Raw genomic sequence first — 20,659 nt, forward strand, 5'->3', positions numbered from 1 at the left:
TCCAGCTGCTTTATTAAACAGAACGACTACGGTTGTTTGTATTTCTTTGCTAAACTAGATAAGCCTAGTGTGCTGACCAGCAGAGCCAGGCCAAGATGCAGGATTCCCTTATCTGAATTGCTTCCGGTTTTAGGTAAGGCAGCTGGAGCTTGCTGCTTGCTGATCTTCTGAACTTTTCCTACTGCCTGATCATAATGTTCTGCATAGTGAACCGCCAACTGAACTGACGGAACTTCTTTTCCTTCTTCGCTGTCAAAGATATACTCAGGAACTTCTAAAATTGCTGGTGCAACTAATTTGGCACCAATAATCTCTGGTAGAGCTGCATAAGCTGTATCAAGAGCATTCGGTATATAGTTCGCCTTTTGCAAACGACTAGCTTCCAAAGTAGGTATTAGCGCACTGATGGAGTCCGTCTTGAAAGTTACTTCATATTGACGATCAATCGTGAGGTCGCTTGGGTCGTACGTGTTGAAAACAAGAGCCAGCTTATGACCTTTTTTCACCGTATAGAGATTAGGCTGCAAATAGACTGTATAGTCTTGGAATTGACCAATTTGAGGATCAATACTATTTTGCGAGCTAGACGGTGTATAGCCCGATTCTGGATTAGCCAGATTGACCCATCCTTTTGCAATGACTTTGTATTTGGTTTTGATAGTCGCAAAATTTTTGATATCCATATTGTTGAGATTGCTGCCCATCCAAAAGCCGTCTTTCTGACTTTCATCACTGGCTGCGCCGTTTCCAACCACATCAAACTCTTGGTCTGATACATCTACTAGGAGGGCATTGACCTGCAGATTACTGCCGCCCCACTTTGCCAGAGCTGCCTTGAAATGGACTGGGATATGTCCTTTAATGGTCATATCCTCTTTGACATCTGTCATAAAGGTCAAATTAGCTTTAGAAGAAGCTTTGCTAACCGCTTCATCACGCTTGCTGGTATCAATTCCCGCTCCCGCGTAGTCACTGGAAATCGTTTCTTCTAAGCGCTTGGACTGAGCTGTCAGAATCAAGCGATTACTGCTTTTCCAATCATCATAACTGGTCCATTTATTTGGATCATAGTTATTTTGCGCTAAAACAGCTGGAAGTTTGCTGACATCATTTTCTACATCATAGAGGTAATGAGAGAACCAGGTATTGAGTAAGTCATAAAAATCTTGCTTGTTAGCTGTAATACCAAAGCCTCTAGATACGGCAGCTGGATTGATATGATTTCCTTGGTGAAGATAAAGTTTCACATCTTGACCGGCTTTTTTTAGCGCATCATACATGAGCTCAAAGTGTTTGGTTTTGACATTGTCATCATTCAAACCATGAACTAGCAGGGCACTGGTCTTTATCTTTTCTGGATGTAGCGTGTAATCCCGCTCCTGCCATACCGGACTATAGTTACGGCCGTGCGCATTCTGGTCCTTATTTAACTGATTAATGTAGTCAGCATACTTGTTACTAATAGCAGACCAGTCTTTTTGATCCAGCAACCGTGTAGCGACATAGAGCGACAGCCAAGATAAATCACTGTAGGGCGGATTGGTGTAAGCCGACCCTTGACTATTGAAATAATCATACCAGCTGGCAATTCCAGCTGCTGGAACAATGGTTTTCAAGCCTTCAACGCCAGTCGTTGCCACACCGAAAGTTGTCGTACCAGCCCAAGACAGACCAGTCATGCCGACCTTGCCATTAGCCCAGTCGGCCTTGATTTCGATATTGTTAGTTCTGTCTGTGTAGGCCGTTCGTTTACCATTGATCCATTCGACAATATTTTTAAATGCTTCAATTTCTAAATCAGAGCCAGTTGTATTAAAACCTTCAGAACCTTTGGTTCCTAGACCAGCGCTAGAAACAAAGGCATAGCCCCGGACGAGGAAATAATCATACCAGTTCAAGTTTTCATAGTCATAAATCCCCTCATATGGACTGTAGTAATACCAAGCCGATGACATTGCTCTTTTTGCTGCATCAATACTGCTCATGCTAGAAACTGGCTGGCGCTTAGCTGGCTGATTGCGCAGGCTCTTCATGTCATAAGAACCGTTTGTCGGCAGATTGAGACTTTCTAGCGTCACATGGTCTTCGTCCAAGGTTCCAGCGACATAGGGACGAGCTTCCAAGATTGTCGCAGCCTTATAATCACCCTTAGCAGCTGCTTTAGGAAGCTGCACAATAGCCTTGACTAAATCTCGCTTACCGTCACCATCCGTATCGTAGTCAGTCTCTACATAGACTGAGAAACGAACAATCTCACTGCCTTCATAAGTATACTCCTCATATCTGTCTTCACCACTACTATATGGAAAAATTGGCTGTGAACGTCCATTCAAAAAGAGGGGCTCTTTCTTTTCGGAGCGATAAGCATCATGCAGTCGCTTGGCAACCGAATACATAGATTGCAGATTAGCACCCTGGACACTGGCTGTCAAATCAGCCTCTTTTTCAATCATCCCCAAACTCTTTGCTAGATTTGCTCTATCCTCGGCACTGCTCCCCAACTGAGAATCACTGACTGCTGCCCACTTGAGCAATTCATCTACAGCCTCCTGCAGGGTTATTTCCTTATCTGAGAGTGAAGGATTTGAAAGACCGCCGGTATAGGCAGATAAATCTTGACCTTTCACAGCAGTTGAGGCAGCGGAAGGTGCTGAGCTGACATCTTTAGCCAAAGCAACAAGCTCCTGCTCCTGCGCTGGGCTAAGACTAGGTACCGTTCCCTCAGCTGCAAGCGGTGGCTTGTCTTGCTTTTCCTGCACCGAATCTTCTGAAGAAGTCTGATTTGAAGTTTCTACTGTCGTTGACTCTTGGTCCTTGGAGCCAGTTTCAGAAGCCTTTGCAACTGTTTCTGTCTTGAGATTGTCCGTGCGCTCGCTGCTAGCTTGAGTCGCCTCATCCGCCTGAACAGCTTGCGTCAATACCAAAGGTGCAAGTAACAAACTTGGTAGGAGTAATGTAACTAGTCTTTTCTTTCTCATAAAGACACCTTTCTTTAGATAAAGTCTTTTATAATAAGTCCATTATACTATGTAAGCGCTTTTATTTCAATCTATTCTATCTTTTATCTATGAAAGATGTCAAAATATCTATAGAAGCAGAAAGACGCAAACGATTGCGCCTTTCTGCTTCTTTTGGTACAATAAAGCCAATCAGTGAGAATGAAGAGGAAAATTTATATGGAAAACCAAACCTTAATGCAGTATTTTGAATGGTATCTGCCAGATGACGGTCAGCATTGGAATCGATTAGCGGAAGATGCACCAAACTTAGCAGCGAAAGGAATTCGCAAAGTCTGGATGCCGCCAGCTTTCAAAGGAACGGGCTCTAATGACGTCGGCTATGGTGTATACGACCTTTTTGATTTGGGTGAATTTGATCAAAAAGGGACCGTCCGCACCAAGTATGGATTGAAAGAAGAATACCTCCGAGCGATTGAAGCACTTAGCCAGAACGGTATCGAAGCTATTGCTGATGTGGTTCTCAATCACAAGGCCGCAGCAGACTATAAAGAGCGCTTTACCGTTGTTGAAGTTGATCCTAACGACCGCACAAAGGTCTTGTCAGAACCTTTCGAAATCAAAGGCTGGACTAAGTTTGTCTTCCCAGGCCGCAAAAAAGCCTATAATGACTTTGAATGGCACTGGTACCACTTCACCGGTACTGACTATGATGCCAAAAACAACAAGTCAGGTATTTTTCTCATCCAAGGGGACAATAAAGGTTGGGCAGATGATGAGCTGGTGGACAACGAGAATGGTAACTACGACTATCTGATGTATGCGGATATTGATTTCAAACATCCCGAAGTCATCCAAAATCTCTACGACTGGGCTCATTGGTTCATTGAAAGCACTGGTGTACATGGCTTTCGCTTAGATGCTGTCAAGCACATCGATTCTTTCTTTATGAAAAATTTCATCCGCGATATTACTGAAAAATACGGTGAAGATTTCTATGTTTTTGGGGAATTTTGGAATAGCGACGAAAAGGCCAATAATGATTATCTAGAAAATATTGACTACCGCTTTGACCTAGTTGATGTTAAACTTCATCATAATTTATTTGATGCCAGCAAATCTAGAGCAGACTATGACTTGCGAACTATTTTTGACCAAACACTAGCGAAAAATCACCCCGAATCGGCTGTAACCTTTGTAGACAATCACGATACTCAGAGAGGTCAGGCTCTGGAGTCTACAGTTGAAGAATGGTTCAAGCCTGCGGCCTATGCTCTCATACTTCTAAGAGAAGCTGGGTTACCATGTGTCTTTTATGGAGACTACTATGGCATTAGCGGAGAATTTGCTCAAGAAAGTTTTCAGGATGTGCTAGATAAACTCCTAGACATCCGCCTCAATCTTGCCTATGGTGAGCAGACCGACTACTTTGACGATGCCAACTGTATTGGCTGGACCCGCCAAGGTAAGGACGATGGTCAGCCAATCGCTGTCCTTATCAGTAATGACCAAGCAACCAGCAAATCCATGCTTGTCGGTCCAGAATGGGCTGGCAGAGAATTTAGCGACTATCTAGGCAACAGCTCCCAAATCGTAATCATTGACGACCAAGGCTGGGGAGAATTTCCTGTGGAGAAAAAATCAGTTAGTGTCTGGAGTGTTAGGTAATCAATTTTCTTACATATAACAAACTAAAAACCGATTCGCAGTACACTGACGAATCGGTTTTTAAGTTTCTAGCCTTTGAGATAGCTGAGGAAGAGCTCCTGTTTTCTATAGAATTGACATTACATAAAAATCCCCGCCAATAAGATAGAATGAAGTTCACTTACTCCACCAAGCCACTCCTTAGATAAGCATCCACCATGCGCTCTGTCGCGACAACTGAATCAATATGGGTCCGCTCATAAGAGTGACTGGATTCGATACCTGCCCCTAGCAGGGCATGCTTGACTTCTGCTCCTGCACTCATGGCTGCAGAGGCGTCTGACCCGTAAAATGGATAGATGTCCAATTTGTATGGAATGCCCTGCTCCTTAGCCAAATTTACCAAATGCTGGCGGAAGCCATAGTGATAAGGTCCTGAAGCATCCTTGACACAGATGGAGACAGTATACTCATCCGTCTGCTGGTCATCACCCATAGCCCCCATATCAACCGCCAAATACTCTACCGCTTGCGCCGGCAGGCTGGAATTAGCCCCATGACCAACCTCTTCAAAGACACTGAAAGCAAAATGAGTCGTCACCGGCAGCTGAATATTTTCTTCTTTATAAACGCGCAAAAGATTGAGCAAAATAGCTGCGCTGACCTTGTCGTCCAGAAAGCGGGACTTGATGAAGCCTGACTTGGTAACTGTGGTTCGCGGATCAAAGGAAATAAAATCACCGACTTCGATTCCTAAATCCCGCGTTTCTTTCTCACTTGTCACCTTTTCGTCCAAACGAACTTCCATATTGTCCTGAGTTCGCTCAACCGTCCCAGCATCCTTGTAAACATGGCAGGAAGTCTGGTGAACTAAGATAGTCCCACTGATAGTCTTTCCACTACTGGCCAAATGAACCAGACAGTTTTCTCCTTCAATCATGTTCCAAGGGAAACCGCCAATCCGATCCAGCTTGAGACGACCGTCAGACTTAATAGCCCGAACAATAGCCCCCAGTGTATCCACATGGGCAGTCACTACCCGATGCTGGGCGTCATTTTCCCCCTTAACCACAACATGAACGCCGCCTTTATTGGTCCGGACAGGCTCATAGCCCAATCCCTCCAACGTGTGTACCAAATAGTCTGCCACCTCAGCCGTAAAGCCTGTTGGGGAAGGGATAGCCGTTAATTCTTGTAAATATTGAACAGTTTGATTCATGAATGTCTCCTCATCGTTTTTCTTTATTATAGCACAAAGAAAGCCTGAGCAAATAGATTTTCAGCAGGCTTTTAATGATTAACAGCAAAAACTCCTCAATTACTATCGCTGTACTGCTGCTCTTCTTCATAGAAAAGCTAAAAAGGCACAAAGACAAGAAAAAATCATCTCAGCTAGCTGAGATGATTTGTCTGGCTAATATTAATTAGCTTTTTTGAAACGATAGACAAGAGCTGATAAAAGAATCAGTGCAAATCCTGCTGCCATCGCAAAGATAGATGTTTCACTGCCAGTTTTCGGCAAAACTTTTTTGCCAGTTGCTGATCCACGAACATCTTTTCCATCTTTATCTGACGAATTACCTGGGGTTCCATCAGTCGAACCGCTTGGTTTATCACCAGATGATGACGGTGGTGGTGTCGAATCTGAAGAAGATGGTGGTGGTGTTGGTCCTTGTGGACGTCTAGCTTCAAATGTCCATGTGCCTGTAAATTTGACATCTGAGCCTGCAATAGTTTTACTATCCGCGTCATATTTAAGGAATTTCCAAGTACCTCCAGTTACTTCAATAGAATCCTTAGCTGGCTGAACCGCTTGAACTGTAGTACCATCTGTGTATTCATTGGCATCGGTCGGCAACAATTCTGTTACCTCTGCTGGTAAGGCGCGATTAGTATCTGCGCTTACAAATTCATACGTTACCTTATATTTCGGTGCTGGAGTGAAATTCCATTTACCAGTAAATTTAAGGTCCTTATCCGCAACAGTCTGTGCATTCGTTTCTGCATAGCCTTCGAAAGTCCATGTGCCTTCAGTAACTGTAACACTTGTTTTAGCAGGCTGCTTAGCGTCTACATTAGTACCACTAGTGTAGCGATTAGTATCTGCTGGAAGCAAATCAGTTACTTCTTTTGGCAGGTTTGGATAGGCTGGGTTAGAGCTGAGAAACTCATAGCTGACACCATAGTCTTTATAACTATTGGTGAATGTTGGATTGTTGTCTGTAACAGCAGCTTCCAATTTAGCGTTGTTTTCAGTCACTGTGACAGTCACAGTATGTTCTGCACTGTCATATGTCACTCCAGCTTCATTTCCAGCTACTTCTTTCAGCTTGTAGGTATAAGTCCCTTCTTTATCATAGTTGATTTCAGGAAACTTGATATTACCATTGGCATCATTTGTTGCTTGTAGTTCCACGTTATTTCCGCCAACCTCAGTCAGCTTGAAAGTGTACTTATCAGCTTCAAGTGCTTTACCATCCAGAACTTTCTTAGCGGTAATTGCTGCACTTGTTGGCTCTAACTTGTATGTATTATTGAAAGCCTCACGGTCATAGGTAACAGTTGCTGTCTTGACGCCGTTATTGTCTGTTACAGTAACAGTGACATTGATGTCTGAATTGGCATCGTTTGTCACACCCGGCAGATTGCTTGCTCGTTCACGAATAACGTAGTTAAAGGTTCCTTCTTTTTTGAAACGAAGTTTCTTAAAGGTTACGGCACCAGCTTTATTGGTTACCGTTTGAACAACTTTGTCGTTGTCATCCTTATTGATCAAATCAAAAGTAAATTCACCATCTGCCAAATTGCGGCCAGTCAATTCCTTTTTGACTTTGAAGATAACTTCATCCGAACGGGTACCTTCCCCGACACCATCAAGAGTTGTCAAAGGTGCAAATGGACGTGATACTAAATCTGGCATCTTTTGTCCATTAGCCGTAACGGTTACATCGTTAAAGGCTTTTTTGGTCACCTTATCAACTGGCTCTGTCAAACGTGTCCGATAGATAACATAAATACCTCTTCCACTCAAATCCCCAGCATTAACTGTGAAATGATTGGAGTCTGTGATTGAAACGACATCACTTGGGTTAAAGGATTTACGTGTGCCAGAAGCACCTTCCCACTCAGTAAAGTAGTAACCTGTAATCCCTGAATCTTCATCCAGCTCTTGGCCTTCTGGAATAGCGTCCTCAATGACAACTTGACCAAGATTTTGGACATCACGATTGACACGGATACGCCAGTTGACGTAGTTTGGATCCTTAGAATCCTGAACACCCCACTTGGAATACCCCTGAGGTTCTTCATCAACCTTGATACGCTTCAGCCTATAGGTTCTAGCACCTGGGAAATTAACTTCTTGCTCTTGATCATAAGGCATATTATCAGCCCAAACCACTGTGAAAGAAGATTGAATACGCTTGGTATCTGGCATTTTCGCAAAATACTCAGCATTTGTGACAGTAATGGTCGCTGTATTGGTAACAGGATCTGTCACCAACTTGGCAACAACAGTACCATCCGGTGCACTTATGTTTTCCTCCAAAGTTCGCTCAATTTTGAACTGTGATGGAACACGATAAACCATGGTATCACCATTATTTAATACTTTGCTATCTGCAAATGTATAGGTCGGAGCAATGTAAAATTTACCTTCACCGTAGCCTGTATCCTTTAAAGGATTAGTATTAATAGTGACATCTGTAGTTAGCTGATAATCACTTTCACCTAACTCTGCAGCAGAAACCCTAGGACTTGAGCTTAACAAGGGAAGAAAGGTTGATACCAAAAGCAGCAAAGTCATCAGAGCATGAGACACTTTATGATAAGTTTGTTTCACCTTGAATGCGGTCCTCCTTCTTTTTATATTTTATTTTAGACAAATGCTGGCAGGCACACCATCACCTGTCTACCCCCTCATTTTCAGCCGATTTTAAATCAAGATTTATTACCAAACTAAAAATGATAGTACTCGTATATGATAAGCAAATATGACATATACATATCAATTATAACATAAAAATTATAATTTACGCCTTGTAAACTGCAATTTTTATTATCATTTTTCTATTCTTTGTCTACTTTCGTTACAAAAAAGTCACAAAAAATGGATTTATTCAGACTTGGATGGATTATTATTGATATATTAGAAATAAATGGCAGAAAAAATACCTAGACTTTTTTAGTCTAGATATTTTTCCAGAATTTTTAGCTCTAAGGGGATTTCGCTTATAAAAGGAAATTATGTATTATTCAGCTAACATAATCTCTTTGAGTGTCATTCGCCTAATTGCTTTGAAATAGTTTGTGACTAAAAGTTCATATAAAATCGCAAAGGCTAAGAAGGTGATTATGCAAAGCTGAACATCAAATGAATAGGCGGGCACACCCTGAGCATCTTTTACAATAACTTTAAATAATATCTTCATAAGACCATACTGATATGCCGTCCCTAAGACAAAACCTAGATAAGCCACCAGTCGATAACGAGTGAGAATAACTTGACTACATTCTTTTTGGCTATAGCCAAAGGCCTTCATAAGTGCCAGACTAGCTTTGTTTTCTTGGACGACAGTGCCTAGACAAAGTAGCAAAATAGAAAGGGACAAAAGAACTCCTATTCCCATCATCATGACTTGAATTGTGCCATCTATAAAGCCATTTAACCCTAGGGAAAGCTGTATCATGGCTGCAAAAGAAAATGCTGCGAAGATAACAAAGAAAATCAATAGTTTCTTTTTATAAAAATGAACAGCTCCCAACTCTTGCAAAAAAGGCCTATTTACTTTAGTTTTGTGATGCTTTTGCTTTACTTGTGCTAATTCTAATCTCTTCAGCAAATAAAGGCTAGGCTGCTTCAATTTAACCAAAGCATAGCCAATTCCTAATAAGGCAAATAGAATAGTTGGTAAGATGACCATAGCGAGGAACAATTGCCAATGAAAATGAATTTCAATGTTGGGCAAGAGAGCTTTTTGATTGCGTAAGCCATAAAAGTCCTTCATAAAGAAGAATGAAGAAGCAAAGCCAAGCAAGGCTCCTAGAAAAACAGAGCAACTAAATATCCAGAAATGCTTGGCTAATTCAACATTGTGGTAGCCCAGAGCTTTGAGAATCCCTAACTCTTCCTTATGATCATCAATAAACTGCTTGATATAAAAGAATAAGAGAAGAGCAGCTAAGAGAGATAGCACTCCTCCACTAACCAAGGAGACAAATTTAGCAATGAGAACTTGAGCATCGTAATAAGCCTTGGCTGTTAGAGATAATTTTTCAACCTCAATAGATTGAAGATCAAGGTAAAAATTGACAAATAAAGTCGAGACCAAAACTGCACAAAAGCTGATAATGGAGACAACAGATAATTTCCGTAAATCTTTGATACTGATTACCATAGTCTACCACCCAATCTCTTCTAAGCTCTTTGGCTCTTCATTAACCACAATGTCCTGAATTTGCCCGCTATTCACCCTCACCACAGTATTTGCCAGCTGGGCAATATGTTCATTATGAGTGACCATCACTAAGGTAAATCCAAGCTCTTTTTTCATTTGAGCAATGTAGGAGAGAATCTGGCTGCCTGTCGCCTCATCAAGGGCTCCTGTAGGCTCGTCAAGAAAAAGTACCTTTGGCTTCTTAGCCAAGGCTCTGGCAATCGCTACGCGTTGTTGCTCTCCACCCGATAGTTCACTAGGGTATTGATGGAGTTTTTCCATTAAACCCATGGCCTCAATGATTGAAAGGTAATCCTGATTCTTTGCAAGATGGGCTCCCATTTTAACGTTTTGCTCCACCGTCAACTCTTGCAATAAATAATATTGCTGAAAGATAAAAGCGACCTTCTCTTTGCGAAACTTTGTCAGTTGACTTTCGCTCAAAGACGCAATATTTCCTCCATCATATAAAACTTCACCCTGATCTGGTTTTTCAAGACCTGAAAGAATGTTTAGTAAGGTTGACTTACCTGATCCAGAAGCTCCCAAAATCACTAAATAATCTTGCTCTTCTATCCGTAAATCGATACCTTTTAAAACCTCATTGGCTCCGTAAGACTTTCTTACTCCCTTTAGTTCAATCATGATTTTCTCCTAATAGTTCCTTTATAAGTGCTGTGAAAACTTGTGTCAGCATGGTAGTTAGTTCTGCGGGTGAAAAGCGATAGATTCCTGCAGCAGTCATACTGGCAATTCCATGCGAATAAATAAATAGATGTTGATAAAGTTGCTCTGATAACTGTCTTGAAAGTCCATATTCCTCTTGAATGGACAAAATCATTTTTTCATAACTGTAATCTTTGATTGGTAAGAACTCAGAAAATTGATGAATAGCACGTTCGGACTCATTCATAAAAATCAATTGAAAAAGCTGGGGCTCCTCTGCTGCAAATCGGATATAAGCGATCCCAACAGCCCGAAAGGCTTTTTCTTCCTGCAAGGCAATTTCAACTTGTCTGACAAAGGTCCTCTCGGCAGCAACGACGATATCCTTGCTCAGCTCATCCATATTATCAAAAAGACCAAAAATGACCTTAGGTGAAGACTTCAATCTAGCAGCAACAGCTCGTGCCGTGACAGCCGACTTCCCCTCTTCTCGAACAAGATCTAGACAAGCTTCAATGATTTCTTCTTTGGTGAATTTATTTTTTGGAGGCATTGATATCCCTTTCCGATACATTTGTTGCGCAACGATTGTTTTTTTAAAATATTTAACCATATCCTAATTCAAAAATCAAGGAAAATGTAAAAAATACTAGCCAAGTTTCCTTAGCTAGTATTAAAATGCTTACTTATTAAAGATTGACTGTCTGAAGTCGTCTGTCTCACGAATATAAGCATTGTAAATCTTCTTCTTGAGCAAGTTGACCCAGCTAGCATCAACACGGCTGGTAGCATTGGTAATGTTTCGTACATCCTCTGCTACTGCTTCGTCCATCAGCTTCTGCATCTCTTCATAAGAGCGAATAGTTACTTTCTTGGTACTGCTTGGGTTTCTGAGCTCGTACTCAATAGTGATTGGCTTGAGCTTAGTCAGCTGATCAATCCGCTCCTTATACATAGCTTTCTTGAAGACTACCCAGGAATCATATTCACCCTTGAATACATTTTCCAAGACTTTCTGGTCAGTTACGAGACCAACATCTCTTCCGGACCATCCATCCCACGTTTTCTTACCTTCATCAAAGGCTTCCTTAGAGTACTTACCAGAAACATACGGGATAAATCCTTCATGGTAACCCTTAGCTGCTAGTAACTCATAGGCTGTACGGCGGAACATGACATCACCCGGAGCTCCATTTGGATTGCTCAAGGCTGAGTAGATTGGTGAGAAGAGGCTGAGACTGAGGTAGCCATTTCGACCGTATTTCCCACTATCCTTATTCTCCCGACGAGTGATGACATCATTTTCAATCAGAGAGTCAAAAGTCTTCAGCTGCTTGATTTCCTCAGCAGTAAAGCTTCGCGTCTGGTTACCAGCATGAGTCTCCTTACCATACTTATCTGTAATATAGTAATTCTCCATCTTCCTGAACCACTGAAGCTTAGCATCATCGCTCTGCTTAAGCATAGAGGTACCTTCTAGGTAATCTAGCGTGTAAATCATGTCAAACATACCATGGACATAGTGCTGAAGGTCTTCTGCATTTTGAACGCGTTCCTTGAAGTTATATGTGTGTAGGCGAGTCTTAGAGTCCTTGTCCACCTTGAAGAGGGTATTGAGTGTAATGGTTGCCTCATCTGCACTTGGAGTGGACTGCAGGAGTCCGCGAGCATAAAGCTCAGCTCCCAGACCTTCGCGGCGGCCATTGCCCTCAAAGTAAATGCCACCGTCAGAATTATGGGTCATTTCATGCGTGTAGACAGAGTTACCATAGTCTTCTAACAATTTAGCTGCATCAAAGTGGGTTACACTTCCTGTAGCATAGGCATTATAGCCCTTGCTAGGATACCACTTGCCGGCTGGTCCAAAGAATTCCTGCATAGCCAGTGATTTTTTGTCATTAGCTGGAGCCCAATATTTTTGACCATTCTTGTCAACCAATGAGAATCCATCGTAAACCAGAACAGAACGGAAGAGCTTGTCCTTGCTTTCATCGCTTAGAATCTTATACCAGAAGTCATAGTGATCGCGCTGGTATTCAGCTGTTTTTCTCACTCGGTCTTCGACAAATTCAGCTAGCTCTGCATCTGTCCGAACCCTGCCATTGGCATCAAGGCGATAACGGTCATAAGCCCCCATGGAGATGGTAGACATATTGGAGATAGCATAGACGCCCTTCTCAGTCATGGTCAAGAGCGGCAGAAGCATGCCCTTGTGTTCCCAGTTATCTGCAGTAATCTTGTCATAAACGCCGACAGAATACTTGCTCTTGTCCTCGGCTCCATCCTGAAGCTGTCTAGCTTCTGGCACATCCGACTTAGCCTCAACGATATAGGCTTTTGTATTGGTCTTGAGCCATTCATTGTTGCTCTTGTCCGGAAGGAAGAGCTGACGATAACCTTCTAGATAGTTAAAGAGTCCACGCTTACCAGTCGCTTCAGAAAGCGAGGCATCATAAGCCATATAGTTGTTCTTAGCTTTAAGATTGTTCATGCCTGACTTACCAAGTGAAATAATGGTATCTAAGGTTGAAGCATTATGATTTCCAAAGAAGTCAAACTTATAGGCCGACAAATCCTTAACATTGATATTGTCATAGTTGATATTATACCAACGTTTGAGATAAGTTAGACCCAGTAGGAAGGCTTCCTTATTGGCTGTAATCTTCTGAGCTACATAGTCAGCCACGACATCGCCTTCAGTATTGATGGACTTGTCCATAGCCAGAACTTTGCGCAACTCTTCTGACAGCTTGGTCTTGACTTGGTCAAAGGCTGTATCCAGATAGAGATCATCCAGAGAAGTGTCAGCATTCACGCCTAAAACAGTTCGCATAGCCGGTGAGTCAAGGACAACCTTGTTCAACTCTGGCAGCACTTGATTGAGAACCCTGCTGTAGTCTGATAGGAAAGCCTCTGGAGTATAAAGGAGATCTAAGCCATTTACACTGTATTCTGCAATTGCCTTATATTTGAAATCTCCCTTATAGGTCAGATCCAGATATTCAACCGTATTATCCTCAAAGTGCAGCATCAAGCGGTTAATTCCGGTCTTGTTGCTATTGATATCAGTGATAATCTGGTCACCCTTCATTGGAACAACATCCAGCAAGTACTCCGTATTAAGCTTGTGATTATCTGGAAGTTTATTTCCATAGGCAACAATGGTCTCCTTATTGTAGAATGGAAGGAGTTTTTCCATGTTAGCATAAGCTATCAGACGGTCTTCTCGAGCATTCTTTTCCTGGGCATAGTTGACAGAATAAATATTGAGATTCGTGTCTTCTAGAGTGGTCGTAATGTCTAAACTAGCTAGCTTCTCTTCTGCCTCGTTCAGAGTCAGTGTTGAAGTGACAAACTTGTCATTTTCCAGTGTTTTATTTCCTTCAACGGCATAAGCTTCTGTGATACGGTTGTTCTCATATCCCTGATCGCCAGAAATACTGTAAACATTTGTACCGCTGACATTGCTGATGACCTTATCGATCAAGCCATTAAAGTAATTGGAGCCAACCACGCCACCAATCTGACCGTTTTTAGTAGAGTTTTTGATTTTTCCAGCTACATAAGAACGACTGATGCGGGCATTGTTTTCTAAACGGCCAACCAGACCACCGAAGCGTTGGTTGTTGGCTCTAGCGCCTGCTAGAATAGTCACATCTGCCCTGCTTTGGCTAATCAAGGAGTTTCCTCCCTTAAGATTGGCAACCAAACCACCGACATTGTATTCTTTACCCTGTTTATCATTTGACACAATAGTTCCAGTAAAGGAGCTATTGGTAATTTGCGTATTGTTAGCAATAACGACCAAACCTGCTACCTGTGAAGCATTTTCTTTTACTTCTACTCTACCTTGGACTGAAACATCTGTGATTCGAGCATTTTCTGCATTGCGAGCCAGGGCAGCTGAGTCATAGGTGCCTACAATATTGACCTCTTTCAGGTCCAGATTAGAAACAGAAGAACCACTCTTGAGGTTTTCAAATAAAGGCTTGGCTAGATTATAAATCGCGTACTGCTTGCCATTATGGTTACCTGTCAGACTGCCTGTGAAGTTCCCTTTGAGGTAGACATAGTCCGCAGGTGCCAGACTAACTTCGCTAGCATCCAAATCTGCTCCCAGAACATAGTTACCAGCCATATTTTGCTTCATGGCGTCTATCAAACCAGCAAAGCTGGTGTAGACATTTTGCTGGCTAGGGACTGCCTTACTGATATAGAAGTCATAGCCAGACTTATAGCCTGCCTCACCTTCTTGTACCAGCTCAGGCAGAGAGACTGTCACCTTATAGACATCCCTGCCATCCTTATGACTTTCCGCTATGCTGTGAACTGGCAGGAGCATTTCCTTAGATTCACTTGATTTGACTTTGACGAAGTAGTTTGACAGATCCGTAGGCATAGAGTTCATGGACACGACGCGCTTAAACTGGTCGTTTTCTTTTCTGTAAAACTCTGCCGAATCAATATCTCGGAAGGCAATCTTCTTGTATTCCAATTCAAAATTGCGGCTGTCCGTTTCAAGGCCTGTGAAGCTGCCATTATCCAGTTCATAAGTCAGCTTGGTTTTCAGGCTATAGCCTGTGTAGTAGTCTAAGTCGCCAATCTTCAGACTTCCTGCGAAATTGGTAATCGGAAGAGTGCGGACAAGCTGATCACCCTGGTACAATTCTGCAGTTGCTGAACGGAAGGACTGGGTCTGGTCTTCTAATCTATATTGGACTGTAACCGACTTATCGTCCGCATTTTCTGTCAGACTTAGAATGGAAACCGTAGGCTTGACTTTAGGCACTCCATTTAGAGCTTCTTTGGCTGCTGTCAGACTAGCAAAAGCTTGGTTAACCTGCACTTGTGTAGCAGTTTGATTATTCAGAACTCCTTCTGCCTTTGTCAATTCGTCAGTATAAGCTGTCTGCTTATCTGAATCCGCATTTTTATATTTAGCAGTTGTTTTAACAGTTGGATTTAAATCGTACTCGTTTTGAAGAGCCGTTTTGACAACCTCAAGACCGCTTAACTGAGCCTTGGCTTGGTTGATTTGTTCCACCAGTTGGTTAACTTCTGCTTGGCTAGCGTTTGATTGACTTAGAAGCGCTTGACCTGCTGTCAAAGCAGCATCATAGCTAGATTGATGGCTCTGACTATCGTTGAAATAACGTGCCTGAGCTTTAATCTGATCCGCTTCTGCTAATAGATTATGCAGTGGAATTAAATCGAACTCTTCTAAAACCTCTGCTTTTGGCGCATCGTTCGGTACCATATGCGGCTTAGCTGTACCAACTTTAACAACTTGCGTTACTGGAGCTAGAGTTTCCTCATTCGAAAGCTCTTGGCGGTCGATTTCTTGGCCGTTGGAGCTGTAGACACGAGTCTTAATCGTTCGCTCGCCCTGAACACCTGGAGTCGTGATTTGGCGTGCATCGCGAACAAGTTCGTCCGTTTCTTCTTCACGAATGGTGAAGTTGATTTTCTCTACACGCGTTTCGTCAGTGGATGTCAGTGGATATTCTGGTAAGGCGTCTGCTTTTGGCGCATCGTTCGGTACCGTGTGCGGCTTAGCTGTTCCGACTTTGACAACTTGCGTTACCGGAGCTAGAGTTTCTTCATTGGAAAGCTCCTGGCGGTCGATTTCTTGTCCGTTGGAACTATAGACGCGAGTCTTAATCGTACGCTCACCCTGAACTCCTGGAATGGCGATTTGACGGGCATCTCGAACAAGCTCGTCTGTCTCTTCCTCACGAATTGTGAAGTTAATTTTTTCAACTCTAGTTTCGTCTGTGAAAGTCAGTGGATACTCTGGCAAAGAATCTGCTTTTGGTGCATCACTCGGTACCATATTTGGCTTAGCAGTTCCGACTTTGACGACTTGCGTTACTGGAGCTAGAGTTTCTTCATTGGAAAGCTCTTGACGATCAATTTCTTGACCGTTGGAACTATAGACGCGGGTCTTGATAGTGCGTTCACCTTGAACTCCCGGAGTTGCGATTTGACGGGCTTCTCGAACAAGTTCGTCCGTTTCTTCTTCACGAATGGTGAAATTAATTTTCTCCACTCGGGTTTCGTCGGTGTAAGTCAGCGGGTACTCTGGTAAAGTATCTACTTTTGGTGCATTACCTGGTACCATGTGCGGCTTAGCCGTGCCAACTTTGACGACTTGCGTTACTGGAGCCAATGTTTCCTCGTTAGAAAGCTCTTGGCGCTCGATTTCTTGACCGTTAGAACTGTAGACACGGGTCTTAATCGTACGCTCACCTTGCACTCCCGGAGTTGCGATTTGACGGGCATCCTGTTGCAACTCATCGGTATATTGTTCCTCGATGTTGAAAGCAACTTTCTCTACTCGGGTTTCGTCCGTATAAGTCAGAGGATACTCTGGAAGAACTTCTGCTTTTGGCGCAGCGTTTGGGACCATGGTTGGCTTAGCCGTGCCAACTTTGACAACCTGCGTTACTGGAGCTAGAGTCTCCTTGTTGGACAGTTCTTGACGATCAATTTCTTGACCGTTAGAACTGTAGACACGGGTCTTAATCGTACGCTCACCTTGCACTCCCGGAGTTGCGATTTGACGGGCATCCTGTGGCAACTCATCGGTATATTGTTCCTCGATGTTGAAAGCAACTTTCTCTACTCGGGTTTCGTCCGTATAAGTCAGAGGATACTCTGGAAGAACTTCTGCTTTTGGCGCAGCGTTTGGGACCATGGTTGGCTTAGCCGTGCCAACTTTGACAACCTGCGTTACTGGAGCTAGAGTCTCCTTGTTGGACAGTTCTTGACGATCAATTTCTTGACCATTGGAGCTGTAAATACGAGTCTTAATCGTACGCTCGCCTTGGACACCCGGAGTCGCAATTTGGCGAGCATCTCGGACAAGCTCGTCCGTCTCTTCTTCACGAATTGTGAAGTTGATTTTTTCAACTCTAGTTTCGTCCGTATAAGTCAGAGGGTACTCTGGCAAAGTATCTACTTTTGGCGCATCGTTTGGTACCATGCTTGGCTTAGCCGTTCCGACTTTAACAACCTGCGTTACTGGAGCCAGAGTTTCTTCATTAGACAACTCTTGGCGGTCGATCTCCTGACCATTGGAGCTGTAAACACGGGTCTTGATTGTTCGCTCGCCTTGCACACCTGGAGTCGCAATTTGACGGGCGTCACGAACCAATTCGTCCGACTCTTCTTCACGAATGCTGAAATTAATTTTTTCTACACGAGTTTCATCTGTATAAGTCAACGGATACTCTGGCAAAGCGTCTGCTTTTGGTGCATCATTCGGTACCATATTTGGTTTAGCCGTACCAACCTTGACGATTTGCGTTACTGGAGCCAGAGTTTCTTCATTAGAAAGCTCTTGGCTGTCAACTTCTTGACCGTTGGAACTATAGACACGAGTCTTAATAGTGCGCTCTCCTTGGACACCTGGAGTTGCAATTTGACGGGCGTCCTGTGGCAACTCATCAGTATATTGTTCCAAAATATTGAAGGCTACTTTTTCAACACGGGTTTCGTCCGTGTAGGTCAGTGGATACTCTGGCAAAGCCTCTGCTTTTGGTGCATCGTTCGGTATCATATGCGGCTTAGCTGTTCCGACTTTGACGACTTGCATTACTGGAGCGAGAGTTTCCTCATTTGAAAGTTCTTGACGGTCAACTTCTTGACCGTTGGAACTGTAGACACGGGTCTTGATAGTTCGCTCGCCCTGCACACCTGGAGTCGCAATTTGACGGGCGTCCTGAGGCAATTCATCGGTATATTGCTCCTCGATGTTGAAGGCTATTTTCTCAATACGAGTCTCATCCGTATAAGTCAGCGGATATTCTGGCAAGGCGTCTGTTTTTGGTGAATCGGTTGGAACCAAATATGGTTTAGCTGTACCAACTTTGACTACTTGCGTCACTGGAGCTAGGGTTTCCTTGTTGGACAGTTCTTGACGATCAATTTCTTGACCATTGGAGCTGTAAATACGAGTCTTAATCGTACGCTCGCCTTGGACACCCGGAGTCGCAATTTGGCGAGCATCTCGGACAAGCTCGTCCGTCTCTTCTTCACGAATTGTGAAGTTGATTTTTTCAACTCTAGTTTCGTCCGTATAAGTCAGAGGGTACTCTGGCAAAGTATCTACTTTTGGCGCATCGTTTGGTACCATGCTTGGCTTAGCGGTACCAACTTTAACAATTTGCGTTACTGGTGCTAATGTTTCTTCATTAGATAGCTCTTGGCGGTCAACCTCTTGGCCATTCGAGGTATAGATACGAGTGGTAATAGCCCGCTCGCCCTGTACTCCTGGTGTGACAATTTGGCGACTGCCTTCTGGAATCTCATCAGTATACTGTTCTTCAACGGAAAAATCTATCTTTTCTCTTCTTGTTTCATCCGTCGCAGTCAGCTCTAATTCTGGGGCTTGATGCACGGGTGCGTCATCTGGTGCGGTGCCATAAGACGTCAATTCCGGGACTTCTTGAACCGGTGCAGTATCTGGCGCGCTACCATAGCTGGTGAGCTCTGGAACTTCTTGTACTGGAGCGGTATCTGGTGCAGTGCCATAAGTGGTTAGTTCCGGAACTTCTTGAACCGGTGCGGTATCTGGCGCAGTTCCATAAGTCGTCAATTCTGGGACTTCATTTACAGGTGCGGTATCTGGTGCAGTGCCATAAGTCGTTAGCTCAGGCACTTCTTGAACCGGTGCAGTATCGGGCGTCGTTCCATAAGCCGTCAATTCGGGAACTTCATTCACAGGCGCAGTATCTGGTGCAGTGCCATAGCTGGTAAGCTCTGGGACTTCTTGCACTGGTGCTTCTTTTGGTACAGATTTGACTGCGGCAGTTCCAACCAACACAATTTCTGAAACTGGCTCTGCAGTTACCTGGTCTGAAACCACTTCGCTTTTTACAATTTCTTTACCTGCAATATAATTGCGAGTGACAACAGTACGTGTACCAGCGGCACCTGCGCGAATGACCTGAGATTGCCCCTCTGCGAGTTCATTTGAATATTGGTATTCTGTTTGATAAGGCAGGACTTGGGTTTGGCTGCTTTCTTGGCTCTTGAATTCCAGTTCTGGTACTTCAGTGACTGGAGAAAGCCGAGCAAATTCGCGCTCTTTGGCAGCAATGATTTCTCTTTCTTGCTCGGTTAGTTTCTCTGTCTCAGTAGATACCGGCTTGTTGGCAGCACTCGGATTCCCAGAAAGGCTAGCAGATTTGCCCGCCTTCTGATCGACTTCAACAGCTGACAAGTCCTTCTGTGCCGTAGGAAGCTGATGACTTCCTGCTGCGTTCTCCTTGCCCTGTTCACCGCTTTTCAGATAGCCGACATACTCAAAACCAGCAATCTCTAAAGGCTCCGGCAGCTTATCTCCCACTGTCAAATCCAGCCTTTGATTGTAGGCGGCTAATTCAATATTGGTCACTGCAAATACAGAAGGAGCTAGGAGAATAGAGCCTAGACCTGTCACTAGCAAAATAGAAGACAGGTATCGCTTACCATTTCTACCTCGTGCAATCACTAAGACTGCTAAAGTCAGTCCAGCAGCTGCAAAAGTTACTTCCCACAGACTTGAGTAGCCTGTCTTTGGCAAACTTTTTGCCGAAAGCCCCTGGGTCTTTGGACGGTAAACCAGGTAATAAGCATCAGAGTTTTCTTCCACAAACTTTGGAAGCTCCTTAACAACTGCATTCTTCTCAGCTTCAGTCAGTTCAGACTCTACTACGTAGTGATACTGAACTGGAACGGTTTTGCCGGCTGAGACTTCTGCGGCCTCAACCGTGCTTATATTTCCCCCTATGGCGGTACTCAAAAAGAAGCTTCCGATAGTGGCGGAAACCAATCCTACTGATAACTTTCTAAAAGAATAACGCTGGAGCGTATCGCCAGTGATTCTTTTTTCCATAATAATTCCCTTTTCTTCATATAATAATCTCTTAAAATTTTACAGAATTTCCTACAAAAATTCAATGCTTTTGC

General features: G+C 43.4%; 8 protein-coding genes. 1 reads left to right on the forward strand and 7 read right to left on the reverse strand.

Going from position 1 to position 20,659, the window contains the following annotated elements:
• Positions 1–26: 26 nt before the first annotated feature.
• Complete coding sequence (locus tag MFP28_RS06745; RefSeq protein ID WP_002906704.1) at positions 27–2,978, reverse strand: CocE/NonD family hydrolase; 2,952 nt, start codon at positions 2,976–2,978, stop codon at positions 27–29.
• 180 nt (positions 2,979–3,158) lie between these two features.
• Here MFP28_RS06745 and MFP28_RS06750 point away from each other — a divergent pair, with 180 nt between their 5' ends.
• On the forward strand, positions 3,159–4,625 hold the full coding sequence (locus tag MFP28_RS06750) for an alpha-amylase (RefSeq protein WP_223331330.1): 1,467 nt from the start codon (positions 3,159–3,161) through the stop codon (positions 4,623–4,625).
• 160 nt (positions 4,626–4,785) lie between these two features.
• Here MFP28_RS06750 and MFP28_RS06755 read toward each other — a convergent pair whose 3' ends face one another.
• The 6 genes from MFP28_RS06755 to MFP28_RS06780 form a co-directional block, all read right to left on the reverse strand.
• Positions 4,786–5,823, reverse strand: coding sequence for a M42 family metallopeptidase (locus tag MFP28_RS06755; protein ID WP_002906708.1), 1,038 nt, complete (start codon positions 5,821–5,823; stop codon positions 4,786–4,788).
• Between the two features lie 201 nt (positions 5,824–6,024).
• Positions 6,025–8,445: an SHIRT domain-containing protein gene (locus tag MFP28_RS06760; protein WP_002906710.1), complete on the reverse strand. Its 2,421-nt coding sequence runs from the start codon at positions 8,443–8,445 to the stop codon at positions 6,025–6,027.
• Positions 8,446–8,854: 409 nt separating this feature from the next.
• Complete coding sequence (locus tag MFP28_RS06765; protein ID WP_002906711.1) at positions 8,855–10,000, reverse strand: FtsX-like permease family protein; 1,146 nt, start codon at positions 9,998–10,000, stop codon at positions 8,855–8,857.
• Positions 10,001–10,003: 3 nt separating this feature from the next.
• Entirely contained in the window at positions 10,004–10,684 is a 681-nt protein-coding gene (locus tag MFP28_RS06770; protein ID WP_002906712.1) for an ABC transporter ATP-binding protein, read from the reverse strand.
• A complete protein-coding gene (locus MFP28_RS06775; RefSeq protein ID WP_032915945.1) occupies positions 10,677–11,258 on the reverse strand; it encodes a TetR-like C-terminal domain-containing protein in 582 nt (193 codons plus the stop codon). The genes MFP28_RS06770 and MFP28_RS06775 overlap by 8 nt, the downstream gene beginning before the upstream one ends.
• A gap of 129 nt (positions 11,259–11,387) precedes the next feature.
• Positions 11,388–20,585: an SIALI-17 repeat-containing surface protein gene (locus tag MFP28_RS06780; protein ID WP_002906714.1), complete on the reverse strand. Its 9,198-nt coding sequence runs from the start codon at positions 20,583–20,585 to the stop codon at positions 11,388–11,390.
• Between the last annotated feature and the right edge of the window lie 74 nt (positions 20,586–20,659).

Origin of the sequence: Streptococcus sanguinis, assembly GCF_050234405.1 — a bacterium.
GTDB classification, from domain to species: domain Bacteria; phylum Bacillota; class Bacilli; order Lactobacillales; family Streptococcaceae; genus Streptococcus; species Streptococcus sanguinis_W.